The sequence below is a fragment of the Paenibacillus sp. 7541 genome, from assembly GCF_002276395.1.
Lineage (GTDB): Bacteria > Bacillota > Bacilli > Paenibacillales > Paenibacillaceae > Paenibacillus_AQ > Paenibacillus_AQ campinasensis.
On sequence record NZ_NQLZ01000011.1, the window covers coordinates 320,645 to 333,980 of the forward strand.

Genomic DNA, 13,336 nt, shown 5'->3' on the forward strand with positions numbered 1-13,336 from the left:
CGAGGAAGGAGAGCTTGATGAAGAACGACAGCTATAGAGAGCAGGAGCAGACGGAGGCCGAGGCTGAGGGACTGGCCGCTTTTCCGGAAGATGAAGATCTGGTTATCACTGCGGTCGAGCTGATGAAGAAGCAGCGCTATCGCTACCTCATCTCATTTGGCCCCTATACGTTATCCGTTCATGAGGATGTCATGATTAAATACCGGATGATCAAGGGGGCTGTCTTCCGGAAGGATGCGCTGGAGGAAATTGTGGCCGCGGATGAAAGGCATCGCGCCTATGTAGAGGCGCTGCGGTATCTGGAGCGGAAGCCGAGAACGTCGAAGGAAATTGCGCAGCGGCTGCAGCAGAAAGGCTGGGAGCAGGGAAGCATCGACCACACGCTGGAGCGATTGGAGCGGGAAAAGCTGGTCGATGATGGCCTATACGCCAGGATGTGGGCTCAGCAGCGCATGACCAGCCACAAGAAAGGCCGGCTGTGGGTGAAGCAGGAGCTGAGACAGAAAGGGATTGAGTCCGGCATGATTGCGGAGGCGCTCGGCGAGGTCAGCCCGGAGGAAGAGCTGGAGAGCGCGCTGGTCATAGGCCGCAAGAAGTGGCAGCAGACGAAGGGGGAGTCGCTCGACAGAAAGCGCAAGACAGGGGCGTTCCTCATGCGCAGAGGATTCGGCGGAGAACAGGTGCGCCAGGTGCTGAAACGGCTGATTGACGAAGAGTTTGAGGAAGTGGATGAGGATGCCTTGGAAGACGATTTCGTGTAATTGAACTCGTCTTCCGCTGCCAGAATTGGAAGCGTTGGTGGATGGCTGCTGTTTCCCCCAGCGCTTTCCCTTGACAATATCTTTTCATCAATACTAAAATAAACATGAATCTGTAACATGAAATAGTAGCCTTTTTCCTTCCAAAAAAGCGACTGTTTTGTGAAAGATTCTTGATTCGCCAATTCATCATAACGAAATGTGAGCCGCTGTAGAGGCGGGCTTTACGTGTGGACAAACACGTGTGGGGAGGCAGTTTCATCTGCCGGAATTTTATGTATGAATGAATGAGTAACCTGACAATTGCACATTCCCAAGGAATGCCTTGGAGGAACCAACGAGGAGGTGATCAGATGATTGAGACATGGATCTGGATCATAGTCGTTCTCGTTGTAGCCGCTATATTCTTTGGGTTCGGTTATTTTATTCGCAAATCCCTTGCAGAAGCTAAAATTTCCAGTGCGGAGGAAGCCGCTTTGCAGATCGTTGAGAATGCAAAGAAGGAAGCTGAAGCGCTGAAGAAAGAAACGGTCCTCGAAGCGAAAGACGAAGTCTTTAGAATTCGGGCCGAGGCTGAAAAAGACACTCGCGAGCGCCGGAATGAAATTCAACGGCAGGAACGCAGATTGTTGCAAAAGGAAGAATCGCTGGATAAAAAAATAGAATCTTTGGAACGTAAAGAAGAACAAGTGGCGAACAAAGAGAAACGAATTGAAGAAACCCAGCAGCAGATTGATTTGATCTACAAAAAACAGGTGACCGAGCTGGAGCGTATTTCCAACCTCACCATGGAAGATGCACGCAGCATTATTTTAAGCAATGTTGAGCAGGAAGTTCGCCACGAGACGGCTCAGATGATCAAAGAGATCGAGCAGCAAGCGAAGGAAGAAGCCGACAAGAAATCGCGCGAGATCATTACGCTTGCCATTCAGCGTTGCGCTGCCGATCACGTAGCAGAGACTACGGTGTCGGTAGTTACACTGCCGAATGAAGAAATGAAAGGGCGTATTATCGGTCGTGAAGGCCGCAATATCCGTGCTCTGGAAACCTTGACCGGGATTGATCTTATCATCGATGATACACCGGAAGCGGTGATTCTGTCCGGTTTCGATCCAATCCGCCGCGAAATTGCCCGTACAGCCTTGGAGAAATTGGTGGCTGATGGTCGGATTCACCCGGCGCGTATTGAAGAAATGGTGGAGAAATCCCGCAAGGAAGTGGACGAACGCATTCGCGAGTATGGAGAACAGGCCACCTTCGAGGTTGGCGTGCACGGACTGCATCCGGATCTTATCAAGATCCTGGGCCGTTTGAAATTCCGTACAAGCTATGGTCAAAATGTGCTGAAGCACTCGATGGAAGTCGCTTATCTTGCCGGTCTGATGGCAGGAGAGCTCGGGGAAGACATTGTATTGGCGAAACGTGCCGGGCTGTTGCATGACATCGGTAAAGCGCTGGATCATGAAGTGGAAGGTTCGCACGTTGAAATCGGCGTGGAGCTGGCGAAGAAGTACAAGGAACATCCGGTGGTTATCAACAGTATTGCTTCTCACCACGGTGATTGTGAAGCAACTTCGGTTATTGCCATGCTCGTTGGAGCGGCTGATGCACTGTCGGCAGCAAGACCGGGTGCCAGAAGAGAGACGCTTGAGACGTATATCAAACGTCTGGAGAAACTGGAGGCGATCTCGGAATCGTTCGAAGGCGTGGAGAAATCCTATGCCATTCAAGCCGGACGTGAGGTTCGCGTAATGGTACAGCCTGATAAAATCGATGATGCGGAAGCTTTCCGATTGGCTCGTGATATTACGAAGACCATTGAGAATGAGCTTGACTACCCAGGTCATATCAAAGTCACTGTCATTCGGGAAACCCGGGCAGTCGATTATGCGAAATAAGCTTAAAGTCCGAAAGTGGCCGCAACCCGGCCACTTTTTTCATTAAGACGCAGAAGGAACACACAGCGTATTCTAAGGAGCGTGATTGACATCAACGTTTTATTCATCGGAGATATCGTCGGCAGCACGGGGCGCAAGGCATTGAAGGCCTGTCTGCCGGAACTGAAAAGCAAATATAATCCGCATATCATCATTGCCAACGGGGAGAATGCGGCATCTGGACGGGGCATTACGTCTGCCATTGCCAATGAGTTTTTTAATCTGGGCGTTCACGGAATTACGATGGGCAACCATACATGGGACAACCGGGACATATTCGAATTCATCGACGATGAGCCGAGAATGGTTCGGCCGGCCAATTTCCCGCCGGGAACACCGGGAAGAGGATATACAATCGTTAAGGGCAACGGCAAGCAGCTGGCGATTGTGAATCTGCAAGGAAGAACGTTTCTGCCGGCGATCGATTGTCCATTCCGTGCGGCAGATGACATCGTGGATGAGCTGCGAGCGGAAACGAAGTCCATTCTGGTTGATTTCCATGCTGAGGCGACATCGGAGAAAATCGCCATGGGCTGGCATCTCGACGGACGGGTGTCGATGGTGGTCGGCACGCATACCCATGTTCAGAGCAATGACGACACGATTCTGCCGGGCGGAACGGCCTATCTGACCGACACGGGCATGGTAGGCTCGAAGGAAGGTGTGCTTGGCATGCAGCGCGAAGCGGTGCTGTACAAGTTCAAAACCCAGCTTCCGGCCCGGTTCCAGGTGGATGAGGGGAAATGGCATTTTCATGCCGTCTATGCAGATATTGATGAAGCGACAGGCAAAGCTCGCAAAATTGAAAAAATTCGCCTTTACGAGGACGAATGGAGGATGGATTGAAGGGCGCTATAAACGGTTAATAATGTAGGACACCAACAAAAAGAAGGAATTTTTTCTCCTCTCACGAATAACATCTACTAAGCAGAAGCAAACGATCACTCAACATTCCCAGGGGAGGTACTTACCATGGAAGTATTAAAAGTTTCAGCCAAATCCAATCCGAATTCAGTGGCAGGAGCGCTGGCTGGGGTTCTACGTGAACGCGGCGGAGCGGAGCTGCAAGCGATTGGGGCGGGAGCACTGAACCAGGCTATTAAAGCGGTAGCGATTGCCCGGGGATTTGTAGCACCGAGCGGGGTGGACTTGATCTGTATTCCTGCTTTTACGGATATTGTGATTGATGGCGAGGACCGGACGGCGATTAAATTGATCGTAGAACCTAGATAATGTTGGAAGTGACGTTTGGCCTGTTTACCTGCGGGGGCTGCACCTGGATGTAAACAGGCTTTTTGCTGTGAATCGATATATTCCTTGATGAAGGGGGACCTTTGGGATGCGGGTGGTCGATTTTCATTGTGATGCACTCAGCAAAATGTGGCAAAATCCGCAGGCTTCGTTTGTTGATGCTCCGGATATGGACGTCACGTTAAAGCGAATGGAGGAAGGCTCCCTCGACCTTCAGGTGTTTGCCGTGTTCTTGTCCGAGCAGTACGGAAAGCCTTCGATGGAGCGAATCCTTGCCCAGATTGAGGTGTTCCGCGATCGGATCCATCGTGCCGGACATCTGGAGTGGCTGCAGTGGAAAGAGCAGGTGTATAACATCCGGCAGGGAGGCAAGCAATGGGGGCTGCTGTCTCTGGAGGGGGCCGATGGACTGGAAGGGCAGCTGTTTTATGTCGACGTACTATACAAGCTTGGCGTTCGCTTTCTCGGCGTCACCTGGAATTATGCCAACTGGGCGGCGGACGGGGCGATGGAGAAGCGAAACGGCGGGCTTACCCGGCGCGGTCGTGAACTGGTGAAGCGGTGCAACGAAATCGGCATGCTGCTGGATGTATCCCATCTGTCACGGGCATCGTTCTGGGAGTTGACCGAGCTGACGCAGGCGCCCATCATCGCTTCTCATTCCAATGCCGATTCGGTATGTCCCCATCCCCGGAACCTGGCCGATGATCAGATCCGGGCGGTGATCGCGCTAAACGGGCTTGTTGGTGTTACGTTTGTCCCTTGGTTCATCAAGAACGGTACAGGCCTGGTAAAGATGGAGGATGTGCTGCCTCATATTGAGAAGATTTGCGAGCTGGGCGGCGAAGCGCACCTGATGTTCGGCTCTGATTTTGACGGGATTGACGAGTGGGTCAGGGGGCTGGAGCATCCCGGCGCTTATCCGGATCTGGCAGAGCTGCTGCTGAAGCATTATTCGGCGTCCCAAGTCGAGGGCTGGATGTCCGGCAATGCCCTTCGGTTTCTGGAAGCGAACCTGCCGGCGATGCATAGTGAAAAATCATGACGCGCGCAGCGAGCACCGGAATTCGGTGTTAGCCGCCTCATTTTCAATAAATAGTCACGAAATCGGGCAAAAGGCAGAACGATGTCATCGGTCTGCCTTTTTATTTTTGGGTAATAGAGAGTATAATAGGTGGTGGCATGTACAGCATATAGAGAAAAACAAGGAGTGAGTCAGGTGAGCAAAACTGTACCGGTGGGTGTATCTGCCCGCCATATCCATTTGACACAAGAACATATTGAGACATTGTTCGGACCAGGATATCAATTGACGGAATTCAAGCCATTGTCCCAGCCTGGACAATTCGCTGCTAACGAAACGGTGGCGGTAATCGGCACGAAGGGGCAATTTGATAAAGTGAGAATTTTGGGACCTGCACGTCCTGCAACCCAGCTGGAGATCTCCCTTACGGATTCCTTCGCGCTTGGTGTGAAGGCACCTGTACGCGAATCCGGCAACATTGAGGGAACGCCAGGTATTACGATTAAAGGGCCGGCTGGCGAAGTTACGATTGACCAAGGGGTCATCATCGCTGCCCGTCATATTCATTTCCATACATCCGATGCCGAGAAATGGGGCATTAAAGATAAAGATCTGCTGAAAGTCCGTTTGGGCGGTGAGCGCGGCGTTGTGTTCGAGAACGTCATTGCTCGCGTATCCGACAGCTTCGCCCTCGATATGCATATCGATACCGACGAAGCGAATGCAGCCGGCGCAAGAACCGGGGACACTGCGGAAATCGTGGACTAACACATACTGAGAATCGAATAAGGTGCACCTTGGAGCTGACGAAAACGGCTGTATATGTCGTCCAGGGCCGCCTCGCTTGAAGAGCCGGGATCATGCCATTTGATCCGACGGCTCTTTTTGCTGTATGCCGGGCAAATCATCGCCCCGGTATGGTAGCTTAGCCCTCAAGATCATGATATAATTAAAAACAGTGCCTATCTGGCCGCTTTTCATAACAAAATTATACAATCGGATTACAAGAGATTTAACGGAGCATAAGGAGTGACCTGTTGCATGTCCAAAGAAACGAAGGACTACTCCAAGTATTTTGATTTTTCCAGTGCGAAGATTCTCTCCGAGGACGAGAACGGAAAGCGAATCCGCATTAACGGCAGGGAAATCAATATTCTATCGGAGCCTAACCATAGACAAGAGAAGCAGCGTGGCAAACAGAGCGTCGAGGTGCTGTACGATACCGCGGTTCCTAGTGAGCTGAAGGGCATCGGCGCGGGCAAGCACTATCTGGTGTATACGTACGGGTGCCAGATGAATGAGCATGACTCCGAGACGATCAAGGGGCTGCTCGAGCAGATGGGCTATTCGCCTACGGAGGACCGCAAAGAGGCGGACATCATTCTGCTGAACACCTGTGCCATTCGAGAGAATGCCGAGGACAAGGTGTTTGGCGAGCTGGGGCATCTCAAGCATCTGAAGACCGAGAAGCCGGATCTGCTGCTGGGCGTCTGCGGCTGCATGTCGCAGGAGGAAGCGGTCGTCAAACGCATTTTGCAAAAGCACGGCTTCGTTGATCTGATCTTTGGCACACACAACATTCACCGTCTGCCTCATCTCATCCAGGAGGCGCTGTTCAGCAAGGAGATGGTGGTTGAGGTATGGTCCAAGGAAGGCGACATCGTGGAGAACCTGCCGAAGAAGCGGGAAGGGCTTCGCGGCTGGGTGAACATCATGTATGGCTGCGACAAGTTCTGCACGTACTGCATCGTCCCTTATACGCGGGGCAAGGAGCGGAGCCGCCGACCGGAGGATGTTATCGCCGAAGTGCGTGAACTGGCGCGTCAGGGCTATAAGGAAATTACGCTGCTGGGTCAGAATGTCAATGCTTACGGAAAAGATTTTACCGATATCAACTATACATTTGCCGATCTGATGGATGACATTCACAAGATCGATATTCCGCGCGTGCGGTTTACAACCTCTCATCCGCGGGATTTTGATGACCATCTGATTGAGGTGCTTGCCAAAGGCGGCAATCTGGTGGAGCATATTCACCTGCCGGTGCAGTCCGGCAGCTCGCAAATCTTGAAGAAAATGAGCCGCAAGTACACCCGCGAATCGTATCTGGAGCTGGTCCGCAAGATCAAGGCGGCAATTCCGGACGTGGTGCTTACCACCGACATCATCGTTGGCTTCCCGGGAGAGACGGATGAGCAGTTTGAAGAGACGCTCTCGCTGGTGCGGGAGGTCGGATACGACTCCGCCTTTACGTTCATCTATTCGCCTCGTGAAGGGACACCGGCCGCCGTGATGGAGGACAATGTTCCGATGGAGGTCAAGAGCGAGCGTCTGCAGCGTCTTAACGCAGCGATTAACGAGTTCAGCCGCAAGAGCAATGACCGACTGATGGGCCAGACGGTGGAAGTGCTTGTGGAAGGCGTCAGCAAGAACAACGAATCGATGCTGTCCGGCCGCACCCGCACGAACAAGCTGGTTCATTTTGAAGGGACGGCGGATCTGATCGGAAGCTTTGTCCATGTACAAATTACCGATCCAAAAACATGGTATATTAAAGGGGAAATGGTACCGGAGCCGGTCAGTACGCCGGATGCGGTATAACGAAGCAATCCAACGGATTCAGGAATAACAATAACCGAATTGAGGATAGAATTGGAGCGATGAATGTGGCACAAGAGCATGGTCGTGTGAACGCGTACGGAATGACAAGCTACAATACAAGAGAATTGATTATTCGCGACGATATTATGGCCAAGGCGGAAGAGCTGGCCGAGCTGATTTCATCCAGTGAAGAAGTCAAAATGTTCAAGCAGGCGGAGGAAAAAATCCGCAATCATGAGCGCGTGCAGGATTTGATTAAGCAGATTAAGAAAAAGCAGAAAGAAATCGTCGCTTTCGAAACCTTCAAGAACCAGGAGATGGTGGCGAAGATTGAACGGGAAATCGAAGAGCTGCAGGACGAGATCGACAGCATTCCGCTTGTGGTGGAATTCCAGCAAACCCAAAGCGACATCAACTATTTGCTACAACTTGTCGTTTCGGTCATCCATGACACCGTTTCGGAGAAGGTCAATGTGGAAACCGGGAAAGACATGCCGCCGAGCAGCTGCGGGTAAGGAGAAGGTGCGGACTGGTTCCGCGCCTTTTTTCGCTTTATGTGCCTTCCTACATAAATGATGCGGTAAAACAGAGAGCAGCAGGGCAAGTTAAAGGTGAACTTCTGCATAATCCTGTTAAAATAAAGTCAATATATCTTGACAATGCAAACAAATATGTCATAATGAAATTATCAAAATAATAGTTATGGTGATGGAAATGACGGATCATGAACAGAAGCCGAAGAGCAGCGGCAAGAAATATCGAACACCGGACGGGGTTCCTGCTGATATAGTCATGTTTACGCTCACGAAGCGGGAACGGAAGACGGTGACCAAGACGCTGCCGATTCGGGAGCTGAAGGTCATGCTCATTCGGCGCCGCTCCTGGCCATTTGCAGGCATGTGGGCACTGCCGGGCGGATTTTGCCGCGAGAGTGAGTCCATCTACGATGCGGCCAAGCGTGAGCTGAAGGAGGAGACCGGCGTGGATGGCGGTCATCTCGAATATTTGGGGGTATACAGCGCGCCGGGGCGCGATCCTCGGGGCTGGATCATCAGCCATGCTTTTTTTGCCCTGGTGGAGGAATGGATGCTGGAGCATCGACAGGCGGCGGATGATGCTGAGGAAGTCGGCCTGTTCACGATGGAAGAGGCGCTGGAAGAACTGGAGCTGGCGTTTGACCACCGCAAGATCATTATGGATGCTTATCGGAAAATTCAGCTGCAGATGCTGCAGACGACCATTGCCAGACAATTTCTGCCGGAGCATTTTACATTAAGCGAGCTGTATCAGGTCATTCAAACGGTTGTGCCTGAATTTAATGAGCCGAACTTTATCCGCAAGATCACCTCCACCCGCAGCAGAAAAGGAATTCTGGAGGAGGTTCGGGACGAGGAAGGCAATCCGCTCAGCTCGAATCAGTATTCCCAGCGGCCGGCGCAGCTGTACCGGTTCACGGACCATTCGCCGCTGCTGTCCATTTATACGTAAAGTTTCAGCTGCAGCCGGACTCCAAGTCAGCTTGTCGTTAAGTGTAAGGAACAAGTTGCATTCCAATCGATGGCAAAGGAGTGTTGATGGATGAAAGCTTTAATCGTGATTGATTTCACGAATGATTTCGTGGACGGGAATCTTCCGGTCGGCAAGCCGGCAATCGAGATTGAGCCTACGATCGCCAGGCTGACAGAATCGTTCTGTGATCAAGGGGATTATGTGGTGATGGCGGTGGATCTTCATGAGCGCGATGATTCCTATCATCCGGAGACGAAGCTGTTTCCTCCGCATAATATCCGGGGAACCAGTGGCCGCGACCTGTACGGCGCTTTGAAGGATGTGTACGAGGCGCGCAAAGAGCAGATCTATTGGATGGACAAAACACGCTACAGTGCTTTTTGCGGAACCGATCTGGATCAGAAGCTGCGGGAGCGCGGTATTACCGAGGTTCATCTGATCGGCGTCTGCACCGACATCTGTGTGCTTCACACTGCGGTGGATGCGTACAATCGAGGGTATCATATTACCGTGTATGAGGATGCGGTCGCAAGCTTTAACCCGGAGGGCCACAAGTGGGCTTTGGGTCATTTCAGCGGCAGCCTTGGCGCCAGCGTCGTTCGCAGCGTTTAAATTGACAGCTGTATAAGTTGAACGAAGAACTAGACAAGAGAACGCCAGAGCGGTCGGAAGTCCTTATACCCGGTTGACTTTAAACCGTTCATTGCTGTTCAACTTGTACGAACCTCCCGGAGAGACATATATGGACCGGGCAACTGGAGGATGATCGTGATGATGACAGCGGGATTGGCCCTGCATACGGATAAATATCAGATTAATATGATGTACGCTCATTGGATTAACGGCTCTCATAACACGAAGGCGGTGTTTGAAGCCTATTTCAGAAAGCTTCCGTTTGGCAACGGCTATGCCGTATTCGCCGGACTGGAGAGAATCGTGAATTACATTCAGTCCCTCTCCTTCTCGGATGATGATATCGCCTATTTAGCGAAGCAGGAGGAGCAGTACAAGCCGGAATTTCTGGAGGAGCTGCGACGCTTTCGCTTCAAGGGCAGCATCCACGCCATGAAGGAGGGCGCGCTTGTATTTCCGAACGAGCCGCTCATTCGGGTGGAAGGAACGATCTTCGAAACGCAGCTGGTCGAAACCGCCATTCTGAACTTTATGAACTTCCAGACGCTGATCGCAACGAAGGCGTCCAGAATTCGTCAGGTGGCCGGGGATGACACGCTGCTGGAGTTCGGGACCCGCCGTGCCCAGGAGGCAGACGCGGCCGTATGGGGAGCCAGAGCCGCTTACATCGCCGGTTTTCACGCGACATCCAACATGCTGGCCGGGGAGAAGTTCGGGATTCCGACGAAAGGGACACACGCCCATTCCTGGGTGCAGACGTTCCGAAGCGAGCAGGAAGCATTTGATATCTTTGCCCAGGTGATGCCGGATCAGGTCACGCTGCTGGTGGATACGTTTGATACGCTGAAGAGCGGAATACCGAATGCTATCAACACCGCGAAAAAGCTGGAGGCGCAGGGCAAGCGGATGAATGCGATCCGTCTTGACAGCGGCGATCTGGCTTATCTCTCGATTCAGGCGCGCAGAATGCTTGATGACGCCGGTCTTGATTATGTCCGCATTGTCGCCTCCAACGATCTTGATGAGGGAACGATTCTTGATCTGAAGGCGCAGGGCGCCAAGATCGACACCTGGGGCGTGGGCACCCAGCTGATTACGGCAGCGGACCAGCCGGCGCTGGGCGGGGTTTACAAGCTGGTGGAGCGTGAGGTGGACGGCAAGATGGTACCGACCATCAAAATATCGGCCAATCCGGAGAAAGTATCGACACCGGGAAAAAAAGAGGTGTATCGCATCATCTCCAATGGCAGCGGGAAAGCCATCGCCGATTATATCTGCTTCCCGCATGAAGAGATGCCGCCGGAGAACGGCAAGCTCAAGCTGTTTAACCCGCTGCATCCATACATGCGCAAGAATGTGAAGAACTTTGAAGCTGTTCCGATGCTGACGCCGATCTTTATTCAGGGAGAGCTTGTGTATGAGCTTCCGCAGCTGGAGGAGATTCGGGCCTACCATGACACCCAGCTGGATCAATTCTGGCCGGAATATTTGCGCAAGCTGAACCCGGAGATTTACCGGGTGAACTTGAGCGAAGAGGTATGGGAGGTCAAGCAGCGAATGATGGCTGAACTGATGGAACATAGTGAAGATTAAACATCATCATATCTAAGGCAGCGATACCTAACGCTCCTGTGCAGATGTTCTCATGCTGCGCCGGGGCGTTTGGTTTACATCAACCGGCAGGCGGTTTGGCACAAGCAGCGGGTCTCCTGGAGTGATTGACTGGCATCTTGCAGACGAATGAAGGGCAATGCTGGGCTAGGCAAGGCGTATCATCGGTCACTGACATCCAAGCTGAACAGATGGTACTGTAGTAGGCAGCAGATACGCAAATAACCAATAGGAAATTATTTCTCGGGAAAGCGCAGGAAGCGCCAAATTGTGCGCCCCCTTGCAGCGGCTTCGACAGATAGCAGGGCAGCAGCCCCCGTCTGCTTAAATGTCCGAGATGCAGGTTAAACAATAAGGGAAAGGGTGGTTGTCATGCGCGCGGATACACCATTTCAGGCATTTGTGCTGCGAGAGGAGAAGGACGGCGGTGTCCGGGGCGGGATCGAGCCATGGACGCTGGATCAGCTGCCGGAAGGGGATGTGACAGTCAAGGTCTCCTATAGCGGCGTCAATTATAAAGATGGTCTTGCCAGTATACGGGAAGGAAAAATCGTTCGCAAATACCCGTTTATTCCGGGGATTGATCTGGCCGGGACGGTGATGACTTCATCCCATCCCGACTTTCAGCCGGGAGATAAGGTATTGTGCACCGGATATGAGGTCGGGGTATCCCATGATGGCGGATACAGCGAATATGCCAGAGTCCGGGGCGACTGGTTGGTGCCGCTGCCGAGCGGCTTGCTCGCCCGGGAAGCGATGGCGATCGGAACAGCCGGCTTCACAGCGGCGCTATCCGTGGACGCGCTGCTTCGCAGCGGTCTCCGTCCGGATCAGGGCCCGGTGCTGGTCACGGGCGCTACTGGTGGTGTGGGCTCTTTTGCCGTCTCCATATTAAGTCGCCTCGGCTATCATGTCACAGCTGCGACTGGCAAGCCGGACGTGGCAGATTGGCTGCGATCCGTCGGGGCCAGCGAAGTGGTGAGCAGAGACGAGGCGGCCGGAAGCGGGAAAGGCGCGCTGTCCGATCAGAGATGGGCTGCGGCCGTAGACCCGGTAGGAGGCGCTCGGCTCGGGGAAATCCTTAAACATGTGAAATACGGCGGCGCTGTCGCCGTGTCGGGGATGACGGGAGGGCGCTCGTTCGAGTCCTCGGTCTATCCGTTCATCCTGAGGGGAGTATCGCTGTTTGGCATCGATTCGGTATATTGCCCGATGGAGCGGCGCACAGCGATCTGGTCGCGGCTGGCCAACGAATGGAAGCCGGAGCAGGTGCTTGCTCACGGGATCGCCGAGTACAACCTTGATCAGCTGCCCGAGCTGCTGCATAATATTCTTCAAGGCAAGGCCATCGGCCGCAGTGTCATTGTTGTCGAAAAGTAGAAGGCATTCGCATAATGTTCTTCCTCCGCAGCCATCCTAAGACAAGGAGCACGTGTACAGGAAGGGGGACTTATGATGATCTATCGGCGTATGCTGATCGTTCTGATCAGCGTGGTCATGGCTTCCGCAATGATCGGCTGTACTAAGCAGGTAGCCAAAGAAGAGGCGCGAAAATACAATATGCAGGCGTATGAAGAGGGGACCCGCGAGTCCCAAATGACCGGACGCGGCCTCAATGGCCGTTTTCTGGAAGACTTGCAGATGGCCTTCCGTGAACAGAACATGCGCTTGACCAACGAGAACTATGTGGAAGATGAAGTGGGAAATATGACGTACCAATACCGCATCAATAACGATTCCAGCCAGTTGATCACCGTGCATGTGTACCAGGATGAAGCGTCTCGTGAACGTGGAATCGAGGAGCTGTACGGCGGCGAAGGAGATCATCAAAACGCCGGAATGCACAATCTGGTCATCAGCGACCGGGATGCTGCGATCGTATACACCTCGACCGGAGATAAAACGGATCAGTATACCGAGCAGGTAAAAAGCATCGCCGAAACGATACTGGCAGAGTCACCACGGCGGTCAAGCCCATAATGAACCACAACAGCGGCGCGTTAGCGCCGCTG

Annotated in this window: 13 protein-coding genes; all 13 read left to right on the plus strand. The window is 52.8% G+C overall.

Features of this window, described 5'->3' with window-relative positions; genetic code table 11:
- The first annotated feature begins 17 nt into the window (after window positions 1-17).
- The 13 genes from CHH75_RS07525 (at window position 18) to CHH75_RS07585 (ending at window position 13,304) form a co-directional block, all read left to right on the plus strand.
- Window positions 18-761, plus strand: a complete 744-nt coding sequence (locus CHH75_RS07525; protein WP_095397868.1) for a regulatory protein RecX — start codon at window positions 18-20, stop codon at window positions 759-761.
- A gap of 353 nt (window positions 762-1,114) precedes the next feature.
- Window positions 1,115-2,656, plus strand: a complete 1,542-nt coding sequence (gene rny, locus CHH75_RS07530) for a ribonuclease Y (RefSeq protein WP_176475494.1) — start codon at window positions 1,115-1,117, stop codon at window positions 2,654-2,656.
- Window positions 2,657-2,746: 90 nt separating this feature from the next.
- Window positions 2,747-3,541, plus strand: coding sequence for a TIGR00282 family metallophosphoesterase (locus CHH75_RS07535; RefSeq protein WP_176475495.1), 795 nt, complete (start codon window positions 2,747-2,749; stop codon window positions 3,539-3,541).
- 126 nt (window positions 3,542-3,667) lie between these two features.
- Window positions 3,668-3,928: a stage V sporulation protein S gene (locus tag CHH75_RS07540; protein ID WP_006211249.1), complete on the plus strand. Its 261-nt coding sequence runs from the start codon at window positions 3,668-3,670 to the stop codon at window positions 3,926-3,928.
- A gap of 106 nt (window positions 3,929-4,034) precedes the next feature.
- Entirely contained in the window at window positions 4,035-4,991 is a 957-nt protein-coding gene (locus tag CHH75_RS07545; protein WP_095397871.1) for a dipeptidase, read from the plus strand.
- Window positions 4,992-5,165: 174 nt separating this feature from the next.
- On the plus strand, window positions 5,166-5,738 hold the full coding sequence (gene pduL / locus CHH75_RS07550) for a phosphate propanoyltransferase (RefSeq protein ID WP_095265662.1): 573 nt from the start codon (window positions 5,166-5,168) through the stop codon (window positions 5,736-5,738).
- 273 nt (window positions 5,739-6,011) lie between these two features.
- Window positions 6,012-7,571, plus strand: coding sequence for a tRNA (N6-isopentenyl adenosine(37)-C2)-methylthiotransferase MiaB (gene miaB / locus CHH75_RS07555; protein ID WP_095265661.1), 1,560 nt, complete (start codon window positions 6,012-6,014; stop codon window positions 7,569-7,571).
- Between the two features lie 65 nt (window positions 7,572-7,636).
- Window positions 7,637-8,086 carry a YlbF/YmcA family competence regulator gene (locus tag CHH75_RS07560; RefSeq protein ID WP_095265752.1) on the plus strand — a complete coding sequence of 150 codons (450 nt, stop codon included), beginning with the start codon at window positions 7,637-7,639 and terminating at the stop codon, window positions 8,084-8,086.
- A gap of 187 nt (window positions 8,087-8,273) precedes the next feature.
- A complete protein-coding gene (locus CHH75_RS07565; RefSeq protein ID WP_095265660.1) occupies window positions 8,274-9,059 on the plus strand; it encodes an NUDIX domain-containing protein in 786 nt (261 codons plus the stop codon).
- A gap of 90 nt (window positions 9,060-9,149) precedes the next feature.
- Entirely contained in the window at window positions 9,150-9,692 is a 543-nt protein-coding gene (locus CHH75_RS07570) for a cysteine hydrolase family protein (RefSeq protein WP_095397872.1), read from the plus strand.
- Window positions 9,693-9,851: 159 nt separating this feature from the next.
- Complete coding sequence (locus tag CHH75_RS07575) at window positions 9,852-11,306, plus strand: nicotinate phosphoribosyltransferase (protein WP_095265658.1); 1,455 nt, start codon at window positions 9,852-9,854, stop codon at window positions 11,304-11,306.
- Window positions 11,307-11,696: 390 nt separating this feature from the next.
- Window positions 11,697-12,704, plus strand: coding sequence for an acrylyl-CoA reductase family protein (locus CHH75_RS07580; protein ID WP_095265657.1), 1,008 nt, complete (start codon window positions 11,697-11,699; stop codon window positions 12,702-12,704).
- 72 nt (window positions 12,705-12,776) lie between these two features.
- Window positions 12,777-13,304 (plus strand): hypothetical protein, encoded by a 528-nt coding sequence (locus tag CHH75_RS07585; RefSeq protein WP_230875698.1) that lies wholly within the window; start codon window positions 12,777-12,779, stop codon window positions 13,302-13,304.
- Window positions 13,305-13,336 lie beyond the last annotated feature (32 nt).